This is a genomic window from Microbacterium stercoris, from assembly GCF_017592545.1.
GTDB lineage: Bacteria > Actinomycetota > Actinomycetes > Actinomycetales > Microbacteriaceae > Microbacterium > Microbacterium stercoris.
The window spans coordinates 471,587-496,165 of record NZ_JAGFOA010000001.1; the positions used below are offsets into that span (position 1 = coordinate 471,587).

General features: G+C 70.9%; 27 protein-coding genes. 17 read left to right on the forward strand and 10 right to left on the reverse strand.

Translation table 11 applies throughout. The annotated features are described in order from the left end of the window. The first annotated feature begins 91 nt into the window (after positions 1-91). From J5V96_RS02120 to J5V96_RS02150, 7 genes are all read left to right on the forward strand, one after another. Entirely contained in the window at positions 92-571 is a 480-nt protein-coding gene (locus J5V96_RS02120) for an NUDIX hydrolase (protein WP_208499993.1), read from the forward strand. 50 nt (positions 572-621) lie between these two features. Next, positions 622-1,365 carry an AzlC family ABC transporter permease gene (locus J5V96_RS02125; protein WP_208499994.1) on the forward strand — a complete coding sequence of 248 codons (744 nt, stop codon included), beginning with the start codon at positions 622-624 and terminating at the stop codon, positions 1,363-1,365. Further along, the gene (locus J5V96_RS02130) at positions 1,362-1,676 is read left to right on the forward strand and encodes an AzlD domain-containing protein (RefSeq protein WP_208499995.1); all 315 of its coding nucleotides are present in this window, start codon (positions 1,362-1,364) and stop codon (positions 1,674-1,676) included. Before J5V96_RS02125 ends, J5V96_RS02130 begins: the two co-directional genes overlap by 4 nt. A 9-nt stretch (positions 1,677-1,685) precedes the next feature. After that, complete coding sequence (locus J5V96_RS02135) at positions 1,686-2,114, forward strand: histidinol dehydrogenase (RefSeq protein ID WP_208499996.1); 429 nt, start codon at positions 1,686-1,688, stop codon at positions 2,112-2,114. Next, positions 2,111-2,437: a ferredoxin gene (gene fdxA, locus J5V96_RS02140; RefSeq protein ID WP_208499997.1), complete on the forward strand. Its 327-nt coding sequence runs from the start codon at positions 2,111-2,113 to the stop codon at positions 2,435-2,437. Before J5V96_RS02135 ends, fdxA begins: the two co-directional genes overlap by 4 nt. Before the next feature lie 4 nt (positions 2,438-2,441). After that, a complete protein-coding gene (gene dapC, locus J5V96_RS02145; RefSeq protein ID WP_208499998.1) occupies positions 2,442-3,551 on the forward strand; it encodes a succinyldiaminopimelate transaminase in 1,110 nt (369 codons plus the stop codon). A gap of 185 nt (positions 3,552-3,736) precedes the next feature. Next, positions 3,737-5,035, forward strand: a complete 1,299-nt coding sequence (locus J5V96_RS02150; RefSeq protein WP_208499999.1) for a citrate synthase — start codon at positions 3,737-3,739, stop codon at positions 5,033-5,035. A gap of 74 nt (positions 5,036-5,109) precedes the next feature. On the opposite strand, the gene dapD is transcribed toward J5V96_RS02150, so the two are convergent. Continuing rightward, a complete protein-coding gene (gene dapD / locus J5V96_RS02155) occupies positions 5,110-6,057 on the reverse strand; it encodes a 2,3,4,5-tetrahydropyridine-2,6-dicarboxylate N-succinyltransferase (protein WP_208500000.1) in 948 nt (315 codons plus the stop codon). Positions 6,058-6,113: 56 nt separating this feature from the next. Between dapD and dapE the strand changes: the two genes are divergently transcribed. From dapE to J5V96_RS02170, 3 genes are all read left to right on the forward strand, one after another. Then, positions 6,114-7,190, forward strand: a complete 1,077-nt coding sequence (gene dapE, locus J5V96_RS02160) for a succinyl-diaminopimelate desuccinylase (RefSeq protein ID WP_208500001.1) — start codon at positions 6,114-6,116, stop codon at positions 7,188-7,190. After that, positions 7,169-8,383: a hypothetical protein gene (locus tag J5V96_RS02165; protein WP_307793265.1), complete on the forward strand. Its 1,215-nt coding sequence runs from the start codon at positions 7,169-7,171 to the stop codon at positions 8,381-8,383. Before dapE ends, J5V96_RS02165 begins: the two co-directional genes overlap by 22 nt. Positions 8,384-8,482: 99 nt before the next feature. Further along, complete coding sequence (locus tag J5V96_RS02170; protein WP_208500002.1) at positions 8,483-8,653, forward strand: DUF3117 domain-containing protein; 171 nt, start codon at positions 8,483-8,485, stop codon at positions 8,651-8,653. 76 nt (positions 8,654-8,729) lie between these two features. On the opposite strand, the gene J5V96_RS02175 is transcribed toward J5V96_RS02170, so the two are convergent. After that, the gene (locus J5V96_RS02175) at positions 8,730-9,359 is read right to left on the reverse strand and encodes an O-methyltransferase (RefSeq protein WP_208500003.1); all 630 of its coding nucleotides are present in this window, start codon (positions 9,357-9,359) and stop codon (positions 8,730-8,732) included. A gap of 81 nt (positions 9,360-9,440) precedes the next feature. On the opposite strand from J5V96_RS02175, the gene J5V96_RS02180 reads away from it, so the two are divergent. Further along, on the forward strand, positions 9,441-9,818 hold the full coding sequence (locus J5V96_RS02180; RefSeq protein ID WP_208500004.1) for a twin-arginine translocase TatA/TatE family subunit: 378 nt from the start codon (positions 9,441-9,443) through the stop codon (positions 9,816-9,818). Between the two features lie 4 nt (positions 9,819-9,822). On the opposite strand, the gene J5V96_RS02185 is transcribed toward J5V96_RS02180, so the two are convergent. From J5V96_RS02185 to J5V96_RS02195, 3 genes are read right to left on the reverse strand one after another with little or no spacing between them, the layout of a single operon-like run. After that, positions 9,823-10,977, reverse strand: a complete 1,155-nt coding sequence (locus J5V96_RS02185) for an Mrp/NBP35 family ATP-binding protein (protein WP_208500005.1) — start codon at positions 10,975-10,977, stop codon at positions 9,823-9,825. Then, entirely contained in the window at positions 10,974-11,534 is a 561-nt protein-coding gene (locus J5V96_RS02190) for a DUF1003 domain-containing protein (protein WP_236014362.1), read from the reverse strand. Before J5V96_RS02190 ends, J5V96_RS02185 begins: the two co-directional genes overlap by 4 nt. Next, on the reverse strand, positions 11,534-12,826 hold the full coding sequence (locus J5V96_RS02195; RefSeq protein WP_208500006.1) for a magnesium transporter MgtE N-terminal domain-containing protein: 1,293 nt from the start codon (positions 12,824-12,826) through the stop codon (positions 11,534-11,536). The genes J5V96_RS02190 and J5V96_RS02195 overlap by 1 nt, the downstream gene beginning before the upstream one ends. A gap of 88 nt (positions 12,827-12,914) precedes the next feature. Between J5V96_RS02195 and J5V96_RS02200 the strand changes: the two genes are divergently transcribed. Together J5V96_RS02200 and J5V96_RS02205 are read left to right on the forward strand one after the other, a co-directional pair. Further along, positions 12,915-13,580, forward strand: a complete 666-nt coding sequence (locus tag J5V96_RS02200) for a YflT domain-containing protein (protein WP_208500007.1) — start codon at positions 12,915-12,917, stop codon at positions 13,578-13,580. After that, complete coding sequence (locus tag J5V96_RS02205; RefSeq protein ID WP_307793272.1) at positions 13,577-14,194, forward strand: alpha/beta hydrolase family protein; 618 nt, start codon at positions 13,577-13,579, stop codon at positions 14,192-14,194. The genes J5V96_RS02200 and J5V96_RS02205 overlap by 4 nt, the downstream gene beginning before the upstream one ends. 13 nt (positions 14,195-14,207) lie before the next feature. Here the strand turns inward: J5V96_RS02205 and J5V96_RS02210 are convergent, their stop codons facing one another. Then, positions 14,208-15,626 (reverse strand): aminopeptidase P family protein, encoded by a 1,419-nt coding sequence (locus J5V96_RS02210; protein WP_208500008.1) that lies wholly within the window; start codon positions 15,624-15,626, stop codon positions 14,208-14,210. 61 nt (positions 15,627-15,687) lie between these two features. Here J5V96_RS02210 and J5V96_RS02215 point away from each other — a divergent pair, with 61 nt between their 5' ends. Beyond that, positions 15,688-16,086, forward strand: coding sequence for a DUF3054 domain-containing protein (locus J5V96_RS02215; protein WP_208500009.1), 399 nt, complete (start codon positions 15,688-15,690; stop codon positions 16,084-16,086). On the opposite strand, the gene J5V96_RS02220 is transcribed toward J5V96_RS02215, so the two are convergent. Continuing rightward, complete coding sequence (locus tag J5V96_RS02220; RefSeq protein ID WP_208500010.1) at positions 16,083-17,111, reverse strand: endonuclease/exonuclease/phosphatase family protein; 1,029 nt, start codon at positions 17,109-17,111, stop codon at positions 16,083-16,085. The two genes, J5V96_RS02215 and J5V96_RS02220, sit on opposite strands and share 4 nt — an antisense overlap. A 136-nt stretch (positions 17,112-17,247) precedes the next feature. Here J5V96_RS02220 and J5V96_RS02225 point away from each other — a divergent pair, with 136 nt between their 5' ends. Then, the gene (locus J5V96_RS02225; RefSeq protein ID WP_208500011.1) at positions 17,248-18,117 is read left to right on the forward strand and encodes a PHP domain-containing protein; all 870 of its coding nucleotides are present in this window, start codon (positions 17,248-17,250) and stop codon (positions 18,115-18,117) included. 52 nt (positions 18,118-18,169) lie between these two features. Here J5V96_RS02225 and J5V96_RS02230 read toward each other — a convergent pair whose 3' ends face one another. Beyond that, a complete protein-coding gene (locus J5V96_RS02230; RefSeq protein WP_208500012.1) occupies positions 18,170-19,657 on the reverse strand; it encodes a DEAD/DEAH box helicase in 1,488 nt (495 codons plus the stop codon). A 168-nt stretch (positions 19,658-19,825) separates the two neighbouring features. On the opposite strand from J5V96_RS02230, the gene J5V96_RS02235 reads away from it, so the two are divergent. Further along, complete coding sequence (locus J5V96_RS02235) at positions 19,826-20,542, forward strand: ferritin-like fold-containing protein (protein WP_208500013.1); 717 nt, start codon at positions 19,826-19,828, stop codon at positions 20,540-20,542. 95 nt (positions 20,543-20,637) lie between these two features. Here the strand turns inward: J5V96_RS02235 and J5V96_RS02240 are convergent, their stop codons facing one another. Both J5V96_RS02240 and J5V96_RS02245 read right to left on the reverse strand, forming a co-directional pair. Further along, on the reverse strand, positions 20,638-20,928 hold the full coding sequence (locus tag J5V96_RS02240) for a hypothetical protein (protein ID WP_208500014.1): 291 nt from the start codon (positions 20,926-20,928) through the stop codon (positions 20,638-20,640). Position 20,929: 1 nt separating this feature from the next. Next, entirely contained in the window at positions 20,930-21,151 is a 222-nt protein-coding gene (locus tag J5V96_RS02245) for a DUF3107 domain-containing protein (RefSeq protein WP_208500015.1), read from the reverse strand. A 184-nt stretch (positions 21,152-21,335) separates the two neighbouring features. On the opposite strand from J5V96_RS02245, the gene J5V96_RS02250 reads away from it, so the two are divergent. Then, the gene (locus J5V96_RS02250; protein ID WP_208500016.1) at positions 21,336-24,578 is read left to right on the forward strand and encodes an ATP-dependent DNA helicase; all 3,243 of its coding nucleotides are present in this window, start codon (positions 21,336-21,338) and stop codon (positions 24,576-24,578) included. The last annotated feature ends 1 nt before the right edge of the window (position 24,579 follow it).

A 24,579-nucleotide genomic window follows, 5' to 3' on the forward strand; every position in this document is an offset into this window, starting at 1 on the left:
CGCCGCCCCAGTACGCTGGGCTCCCCCTCTACCCCGCGGGAGGGCCGGCCGGCCCCCCCGCCCGCCCCTTCCGCGTTCCTAGGATCATCTGGTGGCCACTCCCGATTTCGTCCTGTCCCTGCGCGAGAAGATCGGCACGGATCCGCTCTGGCTGAGCGGGGTGACGGCGGTTGTGCTGCGCGACGGCGTCGACGGCCCCGAGACGCTGCTCGTGCGCCGAGCCGACAACGGCCGCCTGACGCCCGTGACGGGCATCATCGACCCGGGCGAGGAGCCCGCCATCGCCGCCGAGCGCGAGGTGCTCGAGGAGGCGGACGTCGTCGCGGTCGCCGCGGCGCTCGTGTGGGTGCACGCGCTGCGTCCGACGACGTACGCCAACGGCGACCAGGCGCAGTACCTCGACCTGGTCTTCCGCTGCCGGTACGTCTCGGGAGAGCCGCGCCCGGCCGACGGCGAGAACAGCGAGGCGTTCTGGCGTCCGGTGTCGCGGCTCGACGACGTGGATGAGGAGATGCGCGCGCGGATCGTCACCGCCGCCGGCGGATCCGACGTGGCGCGATTCGAACGATGATCGGCCGCCGCGACGCGCCCCGGCCGCTCGCGCGCCGGTAATCTCGACCGGTGACCTCCTCCCGCCCGCCCCTCGCAGAGGCGGACCGCAGCGCCTGGAAGCAGTCCTTCGCCGTAGCGATCCCGACGAGCGCGTACGGCATCTCGTTCGGAGCGCTGTCGGTGCTCGCCGGGCTCGACCTCTGGCAGACGAGCGTGATGAGCCTGCTGATGTTCAGCGGAGGGTCGCAGTTCGCGTTCATCGGCGTCATCGCCTCGGGCGGTCTCGCCGCTGCTCCCTCTGCCATCGCCTCCGCCGCCCTGCTCGGCGTGCGCAATGCGGCCTACTCGGTGCGCATGAACCCGGTGGTCGGCCTGTCGTGGTGGCACCGGATCGCGGCGGCGCAGTTCACGATCGACGAGTCGACCGCGGTCGCGCTGGCGCACACCGAGACACGGGCGCGGCGCATCGGCTTCTGGGCGACGGGTCTGGCGATCTTCGTGGGATGGAACATCGCGACGGTCTTCGGGGGCATCCTCGGCGACGTGCTCGGTGATGTGCGGGCGTACGGCCTCGACGCCGCCGCGGCAGCCGCCTTCCTCGCGCTGCTGTGGCCGCGGCTGAAGTCGCGCCAGGCGATCGCGGTGGGCGCGGCGGCGGCCGTGGTGGCCGCCGCCCTCACTCCGCTGCTGATGCCCGGGCTGCCGGTGATGATCGCGGCCGTGGTCGCCGTGCTCGTGGGCTGGTTCAACTGGCTCGGCCGGTCCGAACCGGCGACCTCCTCGCCGGGGGCGGCAGGGGAGGAGCTCCGATGACGCTGTGGGGAGCGATCCTGCTCGCGGGGTGCATCGTGCTCGTGCTGAAGCTCGCCGGGTACCTCGTGCCGTCGGAATGGGTCGAGCGCCCGCGCCCGGCGCGCATCACCGACCTGCTGACGGTCGCGCTGCTCGCCTCGCTGGTGGCGGTGCAGGCTCTCGGATCCGGTCAGGCGCTGGTGGTCGACGCGCGGCTTCCCGCGGTGCTCGTGGCGGCCGTGCTGCTGTGGCTGCGGCAGTCCTTCCTGGTCGTGGTGGTCGCGGCGGCCGTCGTCGCGGCGCTCCTGCGACTGCTCGGCTGGGCCACGTAGCCTGGATCCATGAGCTGGCCGTCGCGCATCCTGATCCTCCTCCTCGCGCTCGTGACGGGAGCGATCTTCGGAGTCGCCGGCACGGTCGCCCACTCCTTCCTGTGGGGTGTGCTGCCGGTGGGCCTCATCCTGTCGCTGGTCGGATGCGCCGCGCTCCTCCTCGGTCTGCGGCTGCTGATTGCCGGACGTCTGCCGACGTGGGCGGCGGGCCTGGGCATGCTCGCGGCGGTGCTGATCTTCTCGGGCAAGGGGCCGGGCGGATCGGTCGTGGTGCCGCAGGCAGCGGAGGGAGCCGTGCCCTGGGGCCTGATCTGGACGTACGCGGTGACGGGTGTCGTGCTCCTGGTCGGAGCCTGGCCCGACCTCTCGCGCCTGCGGCCGCCGACGGCCGCCACGACGGCGGACGACGGCTCCGAGGCGCGTAGACTCGACACGTGACTTATGTGATCGCCCTGCCGTGTGTGGACGTCAAGGATCGCGCGTGCATCGACGAGTGCCCCGTGGACTGCATCTACGAGGGTGAGCGCAGCCTCTACATCCACCCGGACGAGTGCGTCGACTGCGGTGCGTGCGAGCCGGTGTGCCCCGTCGAGGCCATCTACTACGAGGACGACCTGCCCGACGAGTGGCAGGACTATTACAAGGCCAACGTCGAGTTCTTCGACGAGATCGGCTCCCCGGGTGGCGCCGCCAAGACCGGCGTGATCCCCAAGGACCACCCGATCATCGCCGCCCTGCCCCCTCAGGGCGAGGGCCACTGATCCGGTGAGCGTCCGCGACCTCGCCGACTATCCCTGGGACGCCGTCGCACCTTTCGCCGAACGCGCGCGGGCTCACGCCGACGGTCTCGTCGATCTCTCGATCGGCTCTCCCGTCGATCCGACGCCCGAGGTCGTGCGCCGTGCGCTGGCGGAGGCCACCGATGCCCACGCCTACCCGGCCACCATCGGCACACCGCAGCTGCGGGAGGCGATCGGCGCGTGGTTCGATCGCCGCCGCGGAGTTCCGGGCCTGGAGCCCCGCAACGTGCTGCCGACGATCGGCTCCAAGGAGCTGGTGGCGCTGCTGCCGACGCTTCTCGGGCTGGGCGAGGGCGACATCGTTGTGCACCCGCGTGCCGCGTACCCGACCTACGCGGTCGGCGCCGTCGTGGCGGGCGCGACCGCGTTCGCATCCGACGACCCCGCCGAATGGCCGGAGGGCACAAAGCTCATCTGGGTGAACTCGCCCGGCAACCCCGACGGCCGCGTCTGGACCGTCGACGAACTGCGCGCTGCGGTCGAACGCGCGCGCGAGCTAGGCGCCGTGATCGCCGGTGACGAGTGCTATGCGGAACTCGGCTGGGACGCTCCGTGGGACGTCGAGCCCGTGCCGAGCATCCTCGACCCGCGCGTGATCGGCGACAGCCGGGCGAACGTGCTGGCGGTCTACTCGCTCAGCAAGCAGTCCAACCTCGCCGGCTACCGCGCCGCGTTCCTGGCCGGCTGCGCGAAGATCGTCGGCGAGCTGACCACGGCGCGCAAGCACCTGGGGCTGATGCCGCCCGCGCCCGTGCAGCACGCGATGGCGGTGGCCCTCGGCGACGACGCGCACGTGCAGCACCAGAAGCAGCTCTACCGCGCGCGGCGCGACATCCTGAAGCCCGCGGTCGAGGCAGCCGGCTTCACGGTCGACCGCAGCGAAGCGGGTCTGTACCTCTGGATCACCGAGGGGCGCGACGCGTGGCAGACGATGGAGCGCCTGGCCGGGCTGGGCATCCTCGCGGGGCCCGGCGTCTTCTATGGCGACTTCTTCCCGCAGCACGTGCGTCTCTCGCTCACTGCGAGCGACGAGCGCGTCGCGGCGGCCGCCGCGCGGCTGCGCGCGTCGGTCTGATCCGGATCCGTCCTGATTCCGGGTCGGACTGGACGATCCGTCAACGGATCGCCCCCGAGTTGGTCGCTTGTCACAGGTGACCTGCGGGACAAGTAGGCTGTACGAGGTGGGCACGGCATACCGGTGCGCCATCGACTCCCCCTGAATGCGACGAGAAATCGCAACAGACATCGCAAGGAGGCGCCGTGAGCGACGCGGGAAACCTGCCCGAGAAGGCCACTCTCACGATCGGCGACAAGACCGCCGAGTTCCCTGTACTGCCGGCCACGAGCGGCCTGCCGAGCATCGACGTGTCGACGCTGACGCGACAGACGGGCTTCACCGCCCTCGACTACGGCTTCGTGAACACCGCGGCCACGCGCTCGGACATCACGTACATCGATGGTGACCAGGGCATCCTGCGCTACCGCGGGTATCCGATCGAGCACCTCGCCACGCACTCGAGCTACCTCGAGGTCGCCTGGCTGCTCATCTACGGCGAGCTGCCGACCGCGGATCAGCTGGCGGAGTTCGACGACAAGATCCGTCACCACACGCTGCTGCACGAGGACCTGAAGGATCGCTTCTTCACGGCCCTCCCGCACACCGCTCACCCGATGGCGGTGCTCTCATCCGGCGTCTCGGCGCTGTCGACCTACTACGAGAACCAGTCCGACCCGGCCAACCCTGAGCACGTCGAGCTCAACATGATCCGCCTGCTCGCGAAGCTGCCGGTCATCGCGGCCTACGCGCACAAGAAGAGCATCGGCCAGTCGTTCCTGTACCCGGACAACTCGCTCAGCTTCGTCGACAACTTCCTCAAGCTGAACTTCGGCGTGCGCAGCGAGGAATACGAGGTCAACCCCGTGATGTCTCGTGCGCTGGAGCGCCTGCTCATCCTGCACGAGGACCACGAGCAGAACGCGTCGACGTCGACCGTGCGCCTTGTCGGCTCGACCGGCGCCGACCAGTTCGCGTCGGTCTCCGCGGGAATCCACGCGCTGTCGGGCCCGCTGCACGGCGGCGCCAACGAGGCCGTGCTCACGATGCTCGCCCAGATCCAGGAGTCGGGCCAGGGCGTGAAGCGCTTCGTCGAGAAGGTCAAGAACAAGGAAGACGGCGTGAAGCTCATGGGCTTCGGGCACCGCGTCTACAAGAACTACGACCCGCGCGCGAAGCTCGTCAAGCAGTCGGCTGACGAGGTGCTCGAGCAGCTCGGTGTGCACGACCCGCTGCTCGACCTCGCCAAGGAGCTCGAGGCGATCGCGCTCGAGGACGACTACTTCAAGGAGCGTCGCCTCTACCCGAACGTCGATTTCTACACCGGCGTCATCTACAAGGCGATGGGCTTCCCCACGCGCATGTTCACGGTGCTGTTCGCGATGGGTCGTCTTCCCGGATGGCTCGCCCACTGGCGCGAGCTGCAGCTCGACCCCAAGACGAAGATCGGCCGCCCGCAGCAGCTGTTCACCGGCTCGCCCGAGCGCCCCTACCCGGGCGTCTGAACCGGCGCGCACGGCTCCGCACGAAGAAGGCCGCGACCCCCGAGGGGTCGCGGCCTTCTTCGTCGTGTGCGGGCCTATGCGTGAAGCGCGGCGTTCAGCGTGACGCCGACGCCCTTGCGCCGACGCGCCTCGATGGCGCCGGTGAGCGAATTCCGCAGGTACAGCAGGCCGCTCGAACCGGACAGCTGGGCACCCTTGGCGATGCGCGGCGATCCGTCCTCGCCCGGCTCCTCGTCTACGAGGATCACCTTGGTGCCGGCCGTGAGATAAAGGCCCGCCTCGACGACGCAGTCGTCGCCGATCGAGATGCCCACACCCGCGTTCGCGCCGAGCAGCGAGCGAGCACCGAACGAGACACGGTGCTTGCCGCCGCCGGACAGCGTGCCCATGATCGATGCGCCGCCGCCGATGTCCGAGCCGTCGCCGATGACCACACCCTGCGAGACGCGGCCCTCGATCATCGAGCTGCCGAGCGTTCCGGCGTTGAAGTTGACGAACCCCTCGTGCATCACGGTCGTGCCGGGGGAGAGGTACGCACCCAGGCGCACGCGAGAGGCATCGGCGATGCGCACGCCTTCGGGCGCGACGTAGTCGGTGAGGCGCGGGAACTTGTCGAGCGAGACGATCTGGATGCCGTCCCGCTGCAGGAAGGGACGCAGACGGATCGCATCGGCGGGGTGCATGGGGCCGGCATTCGTCCACGCGACGTTCGGCAGGTGGGCGAAGACGCCGTCCAGGTTGAGCTCGTTCGGCTTCACGAGGCGGTGCGACAGCGCGTGCAGACGCAGATAGACATCGGAGGTCGACGCGGGCGCGACATCGAGGTCGATCTCGAGCGTGATGACCTCGATCGACACATTGCGGCGATCGTCGGGGGCGGCGAAGCGGTCGAGGCTCTCGACCTCGTCCGCGAGATTCTCGGACCGCCCGGTGCGCGGGGCGGGGAACCAGGTGTCCAGCACGGTTCCGTCCGCCGCGATCGTCGCAAGTCCGACACCGGCAATCCAACGCTCATCCGTCATGGATCCAGCCTACCGAGTGGGATCGCGCACGCCCCTCCCGTCTTAGGCTGGGGGCTATGCCTCTGGACCTGACGGCGTCTTCGCCGGACATCACGCGCGCGATCTGCGACGTCCCCAGCGAGTCGGATCAGGAGACCGCTCTGGCGGACCTGGTCGAGCAGGCGATCGGAGCGCTCCCGCACCTCGAGGTGCACCGGGATGGCGACACGATCGTCGCCCGCACCCACCTCGGGCGCGCGCAGCGCGTGGTGATCGCCGGACACATCGACACGGTGCCGATCAACGCGAACGTCCCCACCCGCGACATCGAGATCGACGGGCAGTCCTACATCTGGGGCCGGGGAACCGTCGACATGAAGGCGGGCGTGGCGGTGCAGCTCAAACTCGCGGCCGAACTCGTCGAACCCGCGGTCGACATCACCTGGCTCTGGTACGACCACGAGGAGGTCGCCGCCGAGCTGAGTGGTCTCACCCGCCTCGCGGCGAACCGCCCCGACCTGTTCGAGGGCGACTTCGCGATCCTCGGCGAGCCCACCGCAGGCATCGTCGAAGGCGGCTGCAACGGGACGCTGCGCGCCATCGTCCGCACGAAGGGGGTGCGGGCCCACAGCGCTCGCTCGTGGATCGGGGAGAACGCCATCCATGCCGCCGCCCCGATTCTCGCTCGCCTGGCCGAGTACCGCCCCCGCACGATCTCCGTCGACGGCCTCGACTACCGCGAGGGCCTCAACGCCGTGCGCGTCACCGGAGGCGTCGCGGGCAACGTCATCCCCGACCTGTGCGAGGTCGAGGTGAACTTCCGTTTCGCCCCGAGTCGCTCCGAGGAGGAGGCCGTCGCTCACGTGCGCAGTGTGCTGCAGGGTTTCGACGTCGAGATCACGGATCTCTCGGGCGGCGCGCGTCCGGGACTCGACGCCCCGCTCGCGCAGGACTTCGTGCGTGCCGTGGGCGGCACCCCGAAGCCGAAGTACGGCTGGACCGACGTCGCCCGGTTCTCGAAGCTCGGGGTGCCCGCGGTCAACTACGGCCCCGGCGATGCCCTGCTCGCGCACCACGACGAGGAGCGCGTGCTCGTGTCGCAGATCGAGGAGGTCGAGCGGGGGCTCCGGGCGTGGCTCATGACGTCGGCCTGACGACGCTCTCCCGGTTCCGCGCCGTGTGGCGCGGGTGGCCCGCCGTCGCGCGCATCGCGGTGATCTACGTGATGTCGCGCCTGGTGACGACGGCGCTGATGCTCCAGGTCGCGGCCGCGGCGCCGTCCACCTCGCGCTTCGGGCCGAATCCCTCGCTCGGCGACTTCGTGCTCGGATGGGACGCGCAGTGGTACTGGACCGTCGCCGTCTTCGGCTATCCCTCCGCGCTGCCGCGCGACGACGCCGGCACTGTGGCGGAGAACGCGTGGGCGTTTATGCCCGTCTACGCGCACCTGTCCAACGCCGTCGGGCTCGGCGTGTGGGGTACGGGGGCGCTGGTGGTCTCGCTCGTCGCAGGGTTCGTCGCATGTCTCGGCCTGCATGGGCTGCTGCGTCGGCGTCTCGACGACGACGCGGCGATGTGGTCCGTCGCGCTGTTCGCTTCCGCACCGCTGGCCGCTCTGTTCCAGGTCGGCTACGCGGAGGCCCTCTTCCTCGCGTTCCTGATGCTCGCGCTGTGGGCGCTGGCCGCGCGGCGCTGGTGGTGGCTGTACGCGCTGGTGCCGCTGATGGGATACACGCGCCCCGGGATCCTGGCTTTCGCCCTGATGCTCGGACTCTACGGCCTGGTGCGGTGGTTCCGACGGCGGTCGGATGTGCTGTCCTCGTCGGAGATCGTGCACATCCTCGCCCTCGGCGCGCTGGCCGTTGCGGTCGGGTTCTCCTGGCAGATCATCGCCGGCATCGTCACCGGCGTGCCGGATGCCTACCTCCAGACGGAGCTCGCGTGGCGTCGCGGGTGGCTCCCGGGCACGGAGGGCTTCGTCCCCTTTGAAGGATGGCTGGGCGCCGCCCCGCTCTGGTTCTCGCTGTGGGGCCTGCCGGCATGGACCGGGTACGTCGGTCTGGCGCTCATCGTGGGTCTTGCGGCCTGGGGTCTGCTCGCGCGGCGCGTGCGGGCCCTCGGTCCGGAAGTGCAGCTGTGGTCGATCAGCTACGTGGTGTATCTCCTGGCCGTCTTCTTCCCGCAGTCGAGCACCTTCCGCCTGCTCGTGCCGCTCTCGCCGCTGTGGGGCGCCGCGCCGCGATCGCGCTGGGGGCGCATCGTCGCCCTGCTCCTGTGCGTGCTGGGGCAGTGGGTGTGGATCGCCGCCATGTACGGACACGGGAATACGTTCTGGCAGATTCCGTGATCTCCTGGCATATCACGTCATTCGGCGCACCCGGAGTGAGCCATTTGCGCCGTGACCGGTAAACTTGCGTCGGGAGACCACGACGAAAGGAAGCCGAACATGGCAGCCATGAAGCCCAGAACCGGTGACGGACCGATGGAGGCCGTGAAGGAGGGGCGCCTGATCATCGTGCGCGTGCCGCTCGAGGGCGGCGGCCGTCTGGTCGTCTCCGTGAACGACGAGGAAGCGAAGGAGCTTCACGGCGTCCTCGCCCAGGTCGTCGGCGCCTGAGCCGCATCCGTATCTCCGGATAGACGCAGAAGAGGCCGGATCCGCAGGGATCCGGCCTCTTCCGCGTCTGCGGGGATCAGCGCGCGACGGTGGTCAGCTGCAGCAGGCCCTCGCCGATCGGAGAGATGGCTGCGATCACGGCGGGCGAGTTCTGGGTCTCCTGCAGCAGCGTGCGGTAAGCCGAGGTGACGGCGTCGCGGGCGACGGGATCGGCGACGCGGCCGTTGAGCACGCGGGGGACGAGCACCGTGCCGCCAGCACGCACAAGCCGCAGGCCGTGCTCGACATAGTCGAGCACGTTCTCGGGGTCGGCATCCACGAGCACGATGTCGTAGGACGCTTCGTTCATGCGCGGAAGGACGTCGGCCGCGCGGCCGGTGATGAAGCGCGTGCGCGTCGCCGGCACGCGTGCCTGTGCGAAGGACTGTCGCGCCGCGGCGAGGTGCTCGGGCTCGTGGTCGATCGTCGTGAGCACGGCCTTCGGGGCGCCGTGGAGCAGCCAGAGCCCCGAGACGCCCGCGCCGGTTCCGATCTCGATGATCGAGCGGGCGTCGGTCGCCGCCGCGACCACCGCGCACTGCGCGCCGACGCCGGCGCTGACGGGCGCGGCCCCCAGCTCGAGGGCGTGCTGTCGGGCTCGGGCGATGTGCTCGGGCTCGACCACCGTCTCCCGCGTGAATCGGGCGATCGCGTCATGCTCGCTCATGTGTGAAACCTCCTGCTCTCGCTCCAGCCTAGGCTCGCCAGGCTGACGGTCCCGGCAGGCGCGGCGGGTAGTCTTGTGGCCATGAACCTCGGGATCAGCTTCGACAAGATCGTGCTGATCCTCGTCATCGCCGGCCTGCTCATCGGCCCTGAGAAGCTGCCGCAGTACGCCGAGGCGCTGGGGCGGATGGTCAAGCGCGCACGCGAGTTCGCGCAGGGTGCCCAGACCCGCGTGCGCGAGGAGATGGGTCCCGAGTTCGACGATGTCGATTGGCGCAAGCTCGATCCGCGCCAGTACGACCCGCGTCGCATCATCCGCGAGGCACTGCTCGACGATGAGGCGCCGGCGCCTGCTCCGGTCGCGGAGCGCATCATCCAGCCGCCGCGACCGAACGGCCCGCTCGTGCGCGAGCACTTCACCGTCGCCGATCCGCCGCCCTTCGACCTCGAGGCGACCTGACGTCTCAGCGCGCCGGCGCGATGGGGAGCTTGCGCCCCGCGAGGCGGCGCGGCTGAGCGGCGATGCGCTCGGCGAGCCGTGCGATCTCCTGGGACGCGGCATCGTCCGGGTGCGACAGCACGACCGGATCGCCGGCATCGCTCGAGGCGCGCAGCGCCGGGCTGAGCGGAATGGACGCCAGCACCGGCACCTCCGCGTCGTCCACGGAGAGAGCCGCCGCCACCGAGGCGCCCCCGCCGGAGCCGAACAGGTCCATGACGGATCCGTCGGGGAGAGTCATCGGGGCCATGTTCTCGACCACGCCGATGACACGCTGCCCCGTCTGACGTGCGACCAGACCGCTGCGCACCGCGACATCCGAGGCCGCGGCCTGGGGCGTTGTGACGACGAGCACGTCGGCGTGCGGAAGCAGCTGGCCGACCGAGATCGCGACATCGCCGGTACCCGGCGGCATGTCGAGCAGGAGCACATCGAGGTCACCGAAGTACACGTCGGTGAGGAACTGCTGCACCGTGCGGTGCAGCATCGGTCCCCGCCATGCGACGGCGCCCGTTGCGGGGTTGCCGGCGCTGTCGGCGCCCTGAAGGAACATGCCGATGGAGATCGCCTTCACCCCGTGTCCGACCGGGGGCAGCATCAGCTGATCCACGCGTGTGGGCTGAACGACGACGCCGTCCTTGGCGAGCCCCAGGAGCGGCGGAATCGAGAAACCGTGGACGTCTGCGTCGAGCAGGCCCACGGCGAGGCCGCGCTGGGCGAGTGCCACGGCGAGGTTCGCCGTCACCGTCGACTTGCCCACCCCGCCCTTGCCGCTGGTGACGGCGATCACGCGAGTGAGCGAGTCGGGGCCGAACGGCATGCCGCGAACCGGACGCAGCCTCGCGGTGAGGGCCTGGCGCTCCGCGGGGGTCATCACCCCCACATCGATGGAGACGGCGCCGACCCCGGGCACCGATTCGGCGGCCGCGCGCACGTCGGCCTCGATGCGGGCCGCCGCAGGACATCCGACGATCGTCAGCGCGATCTCGACGTTCACGTCGGATCCCTCCGCCGTGACGCCGCGCACCATGTCGAGCTCGGAGAGAGGGCGGCGCAGCTCCGGATCGGAGACGCGGCCGACCGCGTCGCGGACGCGGTCCGCGAGGGGAGTGTCGCTCATGATTCCTTCGGCCTGCTGAGATCGTCTTCCTGATCGTCCGCACGCTCGGCGTCGCGTTCGTCGAGGGCCGCCAGCAGGGCCTTGAGCTCGTCGCGCAGCACGTCGCGCGTCACCGTGCGCTCCTGCACCTCGGCCAGGGCCAGGCGCAGAGCCACGATCTCGCGCGCGAGATACTCGGTGTCCGCGAGATTGCGCTCCGCCCGCTGGCGGTCCTGCTCGATCTGCACGCGGTCGCGGTCGTCCTGGCGGTTCTGAGCGAGCAGGATGAGCGGCGCGGCATACGAGGCCTGCAGCGAGAGCGCCAGCGTGAGGGCGGTGAAGCCGAGGTCGGCCGAGTCGAAGCGCCAGCCCTCGGGGGTGACGGAGTTCCAGACCATCCACACGATGACGAACAGCGACAGCGCGATGAGGAACGTCGGAGTTCCCATCGCGCGGGCGACCCACTCGGTGGCGCGGCCGAACCGGTCGTTGCCCTTGGCGCCGGCGCCGGTGGCCGGTGCGAGCAGAGGCGTGCGTCCGCGCACGGCATCGGGGCGCGACATGTCGCGCGGCGCCATCATCCGCGCCTCACGATCGGGATGGGCGCCGTCGTCGGGGCGGCAGGCAGCGGCTCATCCGCGTCCTGAGAGCGCCAGTCGTCGGGCAGCAGGTAGTCGAGCATGTCGTCGACGCTGATCGCGCCCACGAGGCGACGCGCCTGATCCACGACCGGCACCGAGACGAGGTCGTAGCTCGCCAGACGCCGCGCGACCTCTGCCGCGCTCGCGGTGACGAGCAGCGGTTCGAGGGTGTCGTCGAGGATCGCGCCGATGCGCTCGTGCGGGGGATAGCGCAGCATGCGCTGGAAGTGCACCGCACCGAGGAAGCGGCCCGTGGGCGTCTCGTAAGGCGGCAGCGTCACGAACACGCTCGCGGCGAGGGCCGGGTGCAGCTCATGGCGGCGGATCGTCGCGAGCGCTTCGGCGATGGTCGCGTCCGCGGACATGATGATCGGCTCCGAGGTCATGAGGCCGCCGGCAGTGTCGGCGCCGTAGCGCAGCAGCATGCGGACGTCCTCGGCCTCCTCGGGCTCCATGAGCTGGAGCAGCTCCTCGGAGCGCTCGGGCTCGAGCTCGGCCAGAAGGTCGGCGGCGTCGTCGGGCTCCATGGCATCGAGCACGTCGGCCGCGCGCTCGTCGCCCAGGCGCTCGAGGATATGCACCTGCTCCTCCTCGGGCATCTCCTCGAGGGCATCGGCGAGTCGCTCGTCGGAGAGCTCCTCCGCGACCTCGATCATGCGCTCCTCGGGGAGATCGAGCAGGGTGTTCGCGAGGTCGGCAGGGCGCAGCTCTGCGTAGCTCGCGGCGAGAGCCTCGGCGGACTGGGCCTCGCCGGGGGTGTGCTGCTCGCGCACCTCGGCCCAGGTCGCGAACGCCGTGGGGCCCTTGCTGAAGGGCGAGGCGCTCGTCTTCGGCTTGCGCAGGAACAGCTGGCTGATCGCCCACTCGCCGACGCGGTTCGGCTCGATCGCGACATCCTCGATCACCGCGGATCCGGATCCGTCCACGAAGTGCACACGGCGGCCCACGACCTCGGCCAGCACACGCACCTCGTCGGCGCGCGGCTGGAAGCGGCGCACATTGATGAGGCCGGTGGTGATCACCTGGCCGGACGAGATGGAGGTGACGCGTCCGATCGACACGAACACCTGCCGCCGGCCCGGGATCTCGCAGACCAGGCCGATGACGCGGGGAGCAGCGCTACTTCGATACACGACGACGACATCTCGGACCTTGCCGAGCCGGTCGCCCGCGGGGTCGAAGACAGCGCACCCGGCCAGGCGCGCCGCGAATACCCTCTGCGTGCTCATGCTTCCAGCGTAGTCCGCGGATCCGCCGATCCCGGGCGGCAGGCGGGGCATCTGCCCGGCCGGCAGGGCGCGTGGGAGAATGGCGCGCATGAGCATGATGAGCGGGATGAGCAAGCCGTTCGAGACGGGCGAGACGGTCGCGAGCTTCAAGGACTACGAGAGCGCACAGAAGGCGGTGTCGGCGCTCATCGCGGGCGAGGTCCCGGCCGCGCACATCGCGATCGTCGGCAGCGCCCTGCGCACCGTCGAGAAGGTCACCGGCCGTCTCGGCTACGCCCAGGCCGCGTGGTCGGGAGCGCTCAACGGCGCCCTCCTCGGTCTGCTCTTCGTCGCCCTGATCGCGATCTGGACCCCCGGAGCCTCGTTCGGCTCGCTCGCGGGTTATCTGCTCATCGCGGTCGCCCTCGGAATGCTCCTGCGCATCGCGACGTACGCGATGGTGCGTCGTCGTCGCGACTTCGCGAGTGTCACGCAGGTCTCCGCCGACCACTACGACGTGACGGTGCTCCCGCCCAGCTACCCGAAGGCCCGCCAGGTGCTCGGCGGTGCAACCGGAGTCCGCCCTGCCACGCCGGCACCCGCCGAGCCCGTCGCTCCCGCATCGCAGGAGCCGCCCCGCTTCGGAGTGCGCATCGATCCGGCGGCCCCGACGGCGACGCCGCCGGTCACGCCGCCCGTGCCCGAGACGCCTGCCGCACCGACGGCCGCTCCGGGAGCGGCTGCACCGACCGACCCCGACGCCGACCGGGCGTGAGCCTCGACCTGACGACCGCGACCGATCCCGCCGACGACCCGCGCGCGGTCGTTGTGCTGGCGCACGGGGCGGGCGCCGGCATGTCGCACCCGTTCTACGGGGGCCTCGCATCGGCCCTCGCGGCCGACGGGCTCAGCGTGATCCGCTTCAACTTCCCCTACATCGACCAGGGACGGCGCATGCCCGGTCGCCCGGCCGATGCCATCGCCGCGTGGCGCACGGCTGTCGCGCACGCCGCCGACCTCGGGCTGCCGGTCTGGGCCGTGGGTCGGTCGTACGGGGGCCGGATGGCGTCGATGGCCGCGGCCGAAGGCGACTTCCCGGTCGAGGGTCTGGTCTATCTCGGATATCCCCTGCACGCTCCGGGCAGACCGGAGAAGCCCCGGGCCGAGCACCTGCCTCGGATCACGCAGCCGCAGCTGTTCGTGGAGGGCACGAGGGATCCGTTCATCCAGCCGCTGGACCAGTTCGAGGCCGCCGTCGCGACGTGCCAGGATGCCCGCATCACCTGGATCGAGGGCGGCGATCACTCGTTCGCGGTGAAGGGGCGCAGGCGAGACGCCGAGATGATCGGCGCCGAGCTGGCACCGATCGTCTCGGCGTTCGTGATCTGACGGTCGCTCGCGGTCAGCCGCGCAGGCGGGCCATCCACGCCTCGACCTCGTCGGCCGTGCGCGGGATGTCGGCCGACAGGTTCACGGGGCCCTCTTCGGTCATGAGGATGTCGTCCTCGATGCGCACGCCGATCCCGCGGTACTCCTCGGGGACGGTGACGTCGTCGATCTGGAAGTACAGCCCCGGCTCGATGGTGAAGACCATGCCGGGCTCGAGGGTGCCGTCGTAGTACATCTCGCGGCGGGCCTGAGCGCAGTCGTGCACGTCGAGGCCGAGGTGGTGACTGGTGCCGTGCACCATGTAGCGGCGGTGCTGGCCGCCCCGGTCGGCGTCGAGCGCCTCCTGCGCCGTGACCGGCAGCAGGCCCCACTCGGCGGTGCGTCGCGCGATGACCTCCATCGCGGCCTCGTGCACGGCGCGGAACCGCACCCCGGGCTTCGCGACGGCGAAGGCGGCGTCGGCGGCCTCGCGCACCGTCTCGTAGATGCGGCGCTGGATCGGCGTGAAGGTGCCGCTCACGGGGAGCGTGCGCGTGATGTCGGCGGTGTAGAGGCTGTCGACCTCTGCGCCCGCGTCGATCAGGATGAGGTCGCCGGGAAGCACCGCGCCGTCGTTCCGGGTCCAGTGCAGGAAGCAGGCGTGCGGTCCCGAGGCCGCGATCGTGTCGTAGCCCTCCCAGTTGCCGTCGCTGCGGGCGCGCTGGTGGAAGACGCCCTCGACGAGGCGCTCGCCGCGCGGGTGCTCGATGATGCGCGGCAGCTCGCGGATGATGTCGTCGAAGCCGTCGGACGTCACCTTCACCGCGAGTCGCATCTGGGCGACCTCGTACTCGTCCTTGGTGAGGCGCAGCTCCGAGACGAAGCGCGTGAGCTCGTCGTCCTCGTCGACGACCAGATCATCGTCGGTCGACACGAAGGAGTCGATGTGCGCGGTGGCGATGCCGAGCTCGCCCGCGACGCCGGGGAGCGCGGGGCGGGGACCGATCCAGAACTCGCCGACCGTGGCGTCCGAATAGAACTCGCTCGTTGTGCGGTCGGCGCGCTCGCGGAAATGGAGCGTGACGTCGTGGGCGTCGCCGCGGGGTTCGAAGACGAGCACCGAGTCGGGCTCGGACTCGGTGGCCCAGCCGGTGAGGTGGGCGAACGCCGAGTGCACGCGGAACGGGTAGTCGGTGTCGTTGCTGCGCTGCTTGAGCGGGCCCGCGGGGATGACCAGGCGCTTGCCCGGGAAGGCGGCGGAGACGGCGGCGCGGCGCGCGGCGGCGAACGGAGCCTGCTCGCGGAGCGGCGGCAGCTGCTCCGGTCTCTCGGCCCAGCCCTGCGAGATCGTCGCGAGGAAGCCCTCGGGGTAGGGCTGGCGACGGTTCACGATGCTCTGCGGGGCCTGCTCGGTCGAGGCCGTGGTCTGCTCGCTTGTGGCTTGCTCGCTCATGCATCCATTGTCACACCGGCCGTCGACATCCCGCTCGGCGGTTCCCGCATAGCCTGGAGCGATGAGCACCGCCCCGCGTCGCCTGCACCCTGCCCTCGCGTTCGGCCACGACCTCGTCGCCGTGCTGGTCTTCTGCGCGGTGGGACGCGCGTCCCACCAGGAGGAGGCGACGTTCGCCGGCTACCTCATGACGGTGTGGCCGTTCGCCCTCGCACTGGCGGTCGCTACCGCCATCGTGCTGGCCACTCGTCGCCTGCGCCCGGAGACCTTCGCCGCCGGCGGCATCGTCTGGATCGTCACGGTCGCGCTCGGCATGATCCTGCGCGCCGTGTCGGGGCAGGGCACGGCACTCCCGTTCGTCATCGTCGCGACGATCACGCTGGCCGTGTTCTTCTCCGTGTGGCGACTGGTGATCCTCATCGCGCGCCGCGCGCAGGCGCGTCGCGCCGACCAGGTCTAGCCGGCGGGCTCCAGCTGCACGATGAGCGGGCGGTGGTCGCTGCCTGATCCGTCGAGCGTGTCGAGGACGACGGATCCGGTCGCCTTCCAGTGGTCGGAGTGCATCACGTGGTCGATGGGGGCCGACAGCAGCGTGGGCACATCGGTCGGCCACGTGCCCACCGCGCCGTTGCCGGTGCCGGATGCCGCGTCGTGGCAGTAGCCGAGATCGCCGGATCCTGCCGCCAGCGGGGCCATGTGGTCGAGGGTGGCGTTGAAGTCTCCCGCGATGATCACATTCAGGTCCTTCGGACACTGATCGGCGATCCAGCGCAGGTCGGACTGCCAGTGGTCCATGTAGGCCGGGCGCGGAGCCACCGCGTGCACCGCGACGACCGTGGGCCCGGTGCCGTCCACCGGCATCACGACCGCGCTCGGCAGCATGCCGGTGTTGCTCGAGCCGTCATCCGACGAGTCGATCACGGCGTAATCCCCGAGCTCGGGGGAGATCAGGATGGTCGTGACCCACGATTGCGGGCCGCGCTCGATCTCCTTGTTGTACTGCACGTGGTGCACCCACATCGGGCGGCCGAGTTCGCGCATCTCGATCGCGACATCCTCGCCGACGCTCTGTGCGGTCTCGGGGAGCGCGACGATGTCGGCGTTCATCGCGACCGCCGACTGCGCGATCTGGTTCGCGCCGGTCGCGTCGCCGGCCGTGTTCCAGGTCATCACCCGCACGCTCGACTCCGTCTCGGGCGGCAGGGCCTCGCCGTAGCCGCGCATTGCCAGCGTCAGGCCTCCGGCGATCGCGCCGACGCCGGCCACGAGCGCCATCGACATGGCGAACGCGCGCATCGGGCGCGACAGAGCGAACAGAAGGAACAGCAGCGTGAGGGCGGCGAACGCGACCACCAGCACACCCCGCATCGACACGATCTGTGCGATCGGCATCGTCTGCTCGAGTCGGAAGAACTGGGGCCAGCTGACGATCGCGGTGGCGATGGCGAAGACCACCGTCACGAGGATCCCGAGCAGTCGCAGCACGTCTTCGACCCTAAAACGGCCCCCTGGGAAACCGGCGCACATCGCGCCTCATTCCGCCATGAGTCGCCTGGTCAGGCGCTGATCCTCGCCCCTGTCGCGGCACGCCGCCCCGCGGCGCGGGCGATACGATCGGCGGGTGGGTGAGGCAGACATCAGGTTCAGCGGACCGAGCGACCTGCACCTGCACTCGGTCTGCTCCGACGGCACGGAGCCGCCCGCCGAGGTGATGGCGGCGGCGCACCGCCACGGACTCCGCACGGTCGCCTTGACCGACCACGACACGACGGCGGGATGGGCCGAGGCCGCGCAGGCCGCGACCTCGCTGGGCATGACGCTGCTGCCCGGCATGGAGTTCTCGTCCCAGTACGAGTGGCGCAGCGTGCACATGCTGTCCTATCTGTTCGACCCGGACGATCCGGCGCTCCGAGCGGAGACCGATCGGATCCGCGACGATCGCATCGGACGGGCTGAGCGGATCGTCAACAACATCGCGCGCGACTACGACCTGACCTGGGACGACGTGGTCGCCCAGACCACCGGGGACGCCACGGTGGGCCGGCCGCACATCGCCGACGCGCTCGTCGCGCGGGGCCTCGCCACCGATCGCAGCGCGGCCTTCGACGGACTGCTCCACCCCCGCGAGGGCTACTACGAGCCGCACTACGCGCCCGATCCGTTCCGGGTGGTCGAGCTCGTCACCTCCGCGGGAGGCGTCGTCGTGATGGCGCACCCCGCCTCGGGGCGCGGGATCCTGCCGCTGCCGATGTTGCAGGACCTCGTCGACGCCGGCCTTGCGGGCTTCGAGATCGACCACCGTGAGAACACCGAGAGCGGCAAGCGGCTTCTGCGTCGACTGGTTGCCGAGCGCGATCTCATCGTCACCGGGTCGAGCGACTATCACGGCCGGGGCAAGCCGAATCTGCCGGGGGAGAACACAACGAGCGACGAGATGGTCGCGCGCCTCATCGAACAGGCGAGCGGAATCGATCCCGTGTATCCCGCCTGATCACACGCATACGACGAGACCCCCGCCGAAGCGGGGGTCTCGTCTTCTGGTCTCAGGCGCCGGTCGGGGCGCCACCCGCCGGACGGCGATGGCGGCGGCGACGGCGCGCGGGAGCCGGCTTGCCGTCGTGGTGCTCGGCGCCCTGACCGTCGTGCGTGCCCTGGCCTTCCGGCGCCTCGGCGGGAGCGCCGTGCTCGGCGGCGACCACGTCGCCTTCGCCGCGGCGGTGGCGCGTGCGCTGGCGCGGCTCGCCCGAGCCCTCGCCGGCGCGGCGATCGTTGCGCACGGGGCCGTCCGAGCGGCGCTCACCACGGGCCGGTCGGTCACCGCGCGGCGGGCGGTCGGCCTTGGGCGCGGTGGTGAGACGGCCCTTCGTGCCGGCCGGGATGTTCAGGTCGCTGTAGAGGTGCGGGCTCGACGAGTAGGTCTCGGTCGGCTCGGGCTGACCGAAATCGAGTGCGCGGTTGATGAGGGCCCACTTGTGCAGGTCCTCCCAGTCCACGAAGGTGACCGCGATGCCCGTGCGACCGGCGCGACCGGTGCGACCCGCGCGGTGCAGGTAGGTCTTGTCGTCGTCCGGGATGGTGTGGTTGATCACGTGCGTGACGTCGTCGACGTCGATGCCGCGCGCCGCGACATCCGTGGCCACGAGGACGTCGACCTTGCCCGCCTTGAACGCGGCCATGGAGCGCTCGCGCTGCTCCTGGCCCATGTCGCCGTGCACACCGCCGACGTTGAATCCGCGGTCGCCGAGCTCGTCGACCAGGCGCTGTGCCGCGCGCTTCGTGCGCGTGAAGATGACGGTCTTCCCGCGGCCCTCGGCCTGCAGGATGCGCGCGACGACCTCGTCCTTGTCGAGCGAGTGCGCGCGGTAGATCACGTGCTTGATGTTGGCCTGCGTGAGGCCCTCATCCGGATCCGTGGCGCGGATGTGGATGGGGTTGGTCATGAAGCGACGCGCGAGCGCGACGATCGGGCCGGGCATCGTCGCCGAGAACAGCTGCGTGTGGCGGGTCTGCGAGACCTTCTGGAAGATCTTCTCGATGTCGGCGAGGAAGCCGAGGTCGAGCATCTTGTCGGCCTCGTCGAGGACGACCTCGGTGGCGTGCGACAGGTCGAGCAGACGCTGGTTCGAGAGGTCGATGAGGCGACCGGGGGTGCCCACGACGATCTGCGCACCCGCCTTGAGCGCCTCGATCTGGCCCTCGTACGCCTTGCCGCCGTAGATGGCGACGACCGTGGTGGAGCGGTTCGACGTGAGCAGCTGCAGGTCCTCATAGACCTGAACGGCGAGCTCGCGGGTGGGAACCACGATGAGGGCCTTGACGCCCGGCTCCGGGGTGAGGCCGAGGCGCTGGACCACGGGGATGCCGAAGCCGAAGGTCTTGCCGGTGCCGGTCTTGGCCTGTCCGATGACGTCCTGGCCGGGGAGGGCGAGGGGGATCGTCTGCTCCTGGATGGGGAACGCGGACTCGATGCCCTTGGAGGCGAGTGCCTCGATGATGTCCTGATCGACGCCGAGGTCGGAGAATGCGGTCACGATTGTGAAGTTGCCTGTCCGGCGGCCGTCGCCGCCTGAGGAGATGGATCCACGCCCTTGTCTGCTCCAGGCGCGAAGGCCCCGATCCGTCGCCGGGGACCCGCTCAGCCTACCCGAGCGACCTGTCGTCTCCCCGGGATCGGCGCGCTCACGCTCTAGGCTGAAGCCGTGGTCAACTGGAAGTTCTGGCGCCGTCGCCCGCCCGCCCGGATCCTGCGCCTGCGGTCGCGAGGCGATCTGGGAGACGCGACGCGCGTCGCCTTCGAGGAGCTCGCGCCCGACGCCACGACCTTCCTCGGTCAGGCCGCCTACCTGCAGCTCGGCTACTTCGAGACGCTCTCGCGTCTGATCCGCGCCACCCCCGATCTCGACGAGAAGGAGGCGCTGTCGCTCGCGGCGGGCGCGGCGCTCGTGAAGCACCGCGCCATCGTGGATGTGATCCGCGAGCGGGGCGAGGTGCCGTCCGAGATCATGCGGCCCTTCCAGGCGCAGCTCGACGAGTTCCGATGGGCGACCATCGGCGCGCGGCCGCGGGAGACGATGCTGTCGGTGCACATCACCGCCGGCATGCTCGACGACTTCTACCGCACGCTCGCCGCCGAGTACGGCGACACCGGTCGCAAGGTGGCGCGCATCCTGAACGTGGACAGCGATCGCGAGCTGATCGTCGACCTCATCCGCGCGACGATCGAGGCCGACGACGAGATGCGCTCGCTGCTGTCGATGTGGGCCCGCCGCCTCGTCGGCGACACGCTGCTCGTCGCGCGCGCGGCCCTGCGCCCGCAGCGCCTCGGCGTCGACGACGAGAAGAAGGTCGAGCCCGTCTTCACGGCGCTGATGGCCGCGCACGCGCGACGGATGGATGCGCTCGGGCTGTCCTCCTGAGCCGAGGGTCCGTGGGCGCGCCGCGCTGAGGGGCGTCAGGCGGCGCCGGGCACGACGAAGCCCCCGTCGAGGACGGGGGCTTCGCGGTGCTGCGCTCAGGCGATGCCGGCGGCCTTCGCCTCGGCGGCGTCGTGATGCGCGCGGTGACGGCTGATCGCTTCGGTGCCGGCCCACGAGAGCAGCGCCGAGACGACGATCGTCGACAGCCACGTCCAGGGGCTGGCCTCGCCGAGACCCGACCACGTGCAGATCGCGTAGACCACCGCCGCGGCGGCACCCGAGATGGCGGGGGCGAGCACGACACCGCGCGTCGCACGCCGCGGCACCAGGTAGTGGATGCCGATGCCGATCGAGATCGCGGCGATCAGCGCCAGCAGGATGTACATGTCAGGCGACGAAGCCGACGCGGCGGGTCTCCTCGCTGCCGACCTCGACGAACGCGAGGTTCGCGGTCGGGACGATGTAGGAGTTGCCCTTGACGTCGGTGAGGCTGAGCGGCGTGCCGGCCGAGATCGCCTCGGCCACCGTGGCCTTGATGCTCTCGGCGCTCTCCGACGACTCGAAGCTGAGCTCGCGGCCGGTGTTGATGATGCCGATGCGGATGTCCACGGGTGACTGCCTTTCGTCGTGCGGGAAGCCCCTCGTGCAGGTGCGCGGGCGGCCGTGGCACAACTCTATGGCAGGGCGACGACACGGCAGGCGGATGAACGCCGACAGCGAACGCGAGGGTCCTGTGGCGGGGGCACACGCGGTGTCGGGCCGAAATGTCCGAGGCGCCGCCTAGCGTGGAAGCATGATCTCCGACCCCCGTGAGCGAGGCTGGGACCGCGCACAGGCCCGGGTGCTGTCGCTTCCTGCCGACGCGTCCGGGGTCGTGGTGGGTGCGCCCGGCACGGGCAAGACGGCCGTGCTCGTCGAACGCGTCGCGCGGCTGCTCGCCGACGGAGTGGCGGCCGACGAGCTCGTCGTGCTGACGCCGACTCGCGTGTCGGCCACGCGCCTGCGCGACGAGCTGGGCCTCCGCGTGCAGGTGGCCACCCCCGGGCCGCTCGCGCGCTCGGTGGGGTCGTTCGCGTTCCAGGTGGTGCGCGCCGATGCGGTGCGCCGGGGCGACGAGGCGCCGAAGCTGCTGACGGGCGCCGATCAGGATCGCATCGTGGCAGACATCCTCGCGGGAGACGAGCAGGACGAGGCCGACGGCCTGCGCCTGTGGCCCGAGCACCTGGGTGCACCCGTGAGAGCGTCGAAGGGCTTCCGCTCCGAGCTGCGCGCCTTCCTCGCCGAGCTCGCCGAACTGGGGGTGGGACCCGCAGAGCTCGCCGCGCTCGACGTGCCGGCCTGGACCTCTGTCTCGCGCTTCATGCGCGACTACCGCAACGTGCTCGACGGCATGCGCTCGCCGCATCGTGAGGTCGCGGAGCTGTACGCGGAGGCGGCGGCCGCGTTGCGGGCCGGTGCGGCGATCGCGGGCCTCGAGCGCCTGAGAGTGGTGCTGATCGACGACGCGCAGGAGCTCACGCGCGGCGGCATCGCCGTCGTGGAGGCCCTGCGGGCGCGGGATGTCGCCGTGCTCGCGTTCGGCGATCCGGATATCGGATCGGGTGCCTTCCGCGGCGTCACCCCCGAGCTGTTCGCTCAGCTCTCACGGGCGCTGGGGACGTCGCACGTGCTCGACGGGGAGCATCGCTCGACGGCACGGCTCACCCGACTGGTGCGCACGGTGACGCAGTCGATCGGAGCGGCCGGCGTGGTCGCGCATCGCCGTTCTCCCGGGGAGGAGCTCGAGGAAGACGGCACGATCGAGACGCTGCTCGCGGCGTCACCCTACGAGGAGATCGACCGCATCGCCTGGACCCTGCGCGACTGGCACCTGCTGGGCGGAGTGCCGTGGTCGCGGATCGCCGTCATCGCGCACGACACCCGGCAGCTGACGACGCTGGAGGCCGAGCTCGCGGCGCGCGAGGTGCCCACTCGGGCCGCGGGCGTGCAGCGGCCGCTCGGCAGCGAGCCGGCCGTGCACGACATCGTCGAGATCGTGCGCCTAGGCCTCGCGGACCACGCCGATCGTGATGCCGAGAGCCTGCTCGAGGCGCTGCGATCGCCCTTCGGCGGGCTCGACGGCGTGGGGCTCCGCCGCCTGCGCGCGCACCTTCGCCACGCCGAGCTGGCAGAAGGAGGAAACCGCCCCGCGCGCGAACTGCTGCACGAGGCCCTCGGACAGCCGGCGTCGTTCGACCTGCTCGACACCCCCGAGTCGCGCACCGCCAAGCGCCTCGCCGAGACCCTGCGGCTTCTGCATGAGGAGGGTGCCCGCGGCGCGACCATCCACGAGCTGCTCTGGCTCGTGTGGGATCGCGCCAAGGCGAGCGACGGGCAGCGGCTCGAGCGCGCATGGCATCAGCAGGCGCAGGGCGACGGCCCCGTGGCCGCCGAGGTCGCGCGCGCGCTCGACGGGCTGGTCGCGCTGTTCGCGGCGGCGAAGCGATCGGTGGAGCGCAGCCCGGAGGAGGGGCCCCACCCGTTCATCCGCGAGATCCTCGACAGCGATGTTCCCGAGGACACCCTGTCCGCGCCGGATCGCGACGGCGCGGTGACGCTGATGACGCCCGCCAACGCGCTGGGCGTCGAGTTCGACGCGGTCGTCATCGCCGGCGTGCAGGAGGGCGTCTGGCCGAATGTGCGCCTGCGCGGCGGGCTGCTCGAGTCGTGGCGCCTCGCCGACGTCGTCGCGGCTCGCCGCGAGCGGCGCGGCGAGCCCGAGCCGCAGGGCGTGCTCGACCGGCGTCGCGCGGCGATGCACGACGAGCTGCGGCTGTTCGTGCGCGCCGTGTCCCGCGCCCGCACGCGACTGCTCGTCACCGCGGTCGACGATGACGCGACCGGGCCGAGCGCGCTGTTCTCCTTCCTGCCGCCACCTCGCCGCGACGACGATCAGCGCACGGAGCATCCGCTGACGCTGCGCGGCCTCGTGGCGCGACACCGGCGCGTGCTCACCTCATCCGATGACACGCATGAGCGTGCGGAGGCGGCGGGGCAGCTCGCGATGCTGGCCCAGGCTGATGTGGCCGGCGCGGCCCCGGAAGACTGGTACGGCGTGCGGGAACCGTCGACGGATGCTCCGCTTCGCGATCTCGACGCGGGGCCGGCGCGGGTGTCGCCGTCTCGCATGGAGGCGTTCGAGGAGTGCGGCCTCGGCTGGGTCATCGACAGCCTCGGTGGCGACACGGTCACGGCGCCGAGCGCGGGGATCGGCACCATCCTCCATGCGGCGCTCGAGCGCTACCCCGACGGCGATCTCGACGGGCTGCGATCGGTGGTCGAGGAGCGCTGGTCCGAGCTCGACTTCGAGACCCCGTGGATCGCCGTGAAGGAGCGCAAGCGCGCCGAGACGTACGTCGACCGCCTGCATTCCTACCTGCGCGAGGTGCGCCGAGATGGGGGAGCGCACGTCGTGTCGGAAGCGTCGTTCCGGTTCGCCGTCGAGACCGCTGCCGAGCATGACGCGCCGCCGCGGGTATACGTGGGCGAGGAGATCGACGGTCCGCGACGCGCGATCGTGAGCGGCGTGATCGACCGCGTCGAGACCTACCCGCCGGGCGGGGGCGAGCATGCGCTGGCGCGCTCACGCGGTTGGAGCGCGATGGCTCCCGCGGCCCCAGCGGATGAGCACGTTGTGGTGGTCGATCTCAAGAGCGGCCGCTACGAGAAGCCCGGCGACAACGACGTTCTCGCGCACGGGCAGCTCGCGGCCTATCAGATCGCCGTGCAGGAGGGGCTCGTCGACGGCGCCGCCTCGAGCGCTCTGGCCGGCGCCCGCCTGGTGATCGTGTCGCAGACCCTCGCAAAGAGCGACTACCGCGTCGCACATCAGCACCGGCTCGCAGAGGAGCCCCGCGCCGAGTTCCTGCGGCGTGTCGCGGAGGCGGCGCGCGGCATGTCCGCCTCGAGCTTCACGGCGCAGGTCGACGCCCACTGCACCGAGGGCATGTTCGTCAAGCCGTGCCGCATCCACACCATTCCGTCCGTGAGCGCGTAGG

What these genes read in the sequence shown, in the direction of transcription:
- J5V96_RS02130 (WP_208499995.1), top strand. Translation starts at nt 1,362, where the DNA reads ATGACGCTGTGGGGAGCGATCCTGCTCGCGGGGTGCATCGTGCTCGTG.
- J5V96_RS02135 (WP_208499996.1), top strand. Translation starts at nt 1,686, where the DNA reads ATGAGCTGGCCGTCGCGCATCCTGATCCTCCTCCTCGCGCTCGTGACG.
- dapD (WP_208500000.1), bottom strand. Translation starts at nt 6,057, where the DNA reads ATGACGGATGAGCGTTGGATTGCCGGTGTCGGACTTGCGACGATCGCG.
- dapE (WP_208500001.1), top strand. Translation starts at nt 6,114, where the DNA reads ATGCCTCTGGACCTGACGGCGTCTTCGCCGGACATCACGCGCGCGATC.
- J5V96_RS02170 (WP_208500002.1), top strand. Translation starts at nt 8,483, where the DNA reads ATGGCAGCCATGAAGCCCAGAACCGGTGACGGACCGATGGAGGCCGTG.
- J5V96_RS02175 (WP_208500003.1), bottom strand. Translation starts at nt 9,359, where the DNA reads ATGAGCGAGCATGACGCGATCGCCCGATTCACGCGGGAGACGGTGGTC.
- J5V96_RS02180 (WP_208500004.1), top strand. Translation starts at nt 9,441, where the DNA reads ATGAACCTCGGGATCAGCTTCGACAAGATCGTGCTGATCCTCGTCATC.
- J5V96_RS02185 (WP_208500005.1), bottom strand. Translation starts at nt 10,977, where the DNA reads ATGAGCGACACTCCCCTCGCGGACCGCGTCCGCGACGCGGTCGGCCGC.
- J5V96_RS02190 (WP_236014362.1), bottom strand. Translation starts at nt 11,534, where the DNA reads ATGGCGCCGCGCGACATGTCGCGCCCCGATGCCGTGCGCGGACGCACG.
- J5V96_RS02195 (WP_208500006.1), bottom strand. Translation starts at nt 12,826, where the DNA reads ATGAGCACGCAGAGGGTATTCGCGGCGCGCCTGGCCGGGTGCGCTGTC.
- J5V96_RS02200 (WP_208500007.1), top strand. Translation starts at nt 12,915, where the DNA reads ATGAGCATGATGAGCGGGATGAGCAAGCCGTTCGAGACGGGCGAGACG.
- J5V96_RS02210 (WP_208500008.1), bottom strand. Translation starts at nt 15,626, where the DNA reads ATGAGCGAGCAAGCCACAAGCGAGCAGACCACGGCCTCGACCGAGCAG.
- J5V96_RS02215 (WP_208500009.1), top strand. Translation starts at nt 15,688, where the DNA reads ATGAGCACCGCCCCGCGTCGCCTGCACCCTGCCCTCGCGTTCGGCCAC.
- J5V96_RS02240 (WP_208500014.1), bottom strand. Translation starts at nt 20,928, where the DNA reads ATGTACATCCTGCTGGCGCTGATCGCCGCGATCTCGATCGGCATCGGC.
- J5V96_RS02250 (WP_208500016.1), top strand. Translation starts at nt 21,336, where the DNA reads ATGATCTCCGACCCCCGTGAGCGAGGCTGGGACCGCGCACAGGCCCGG.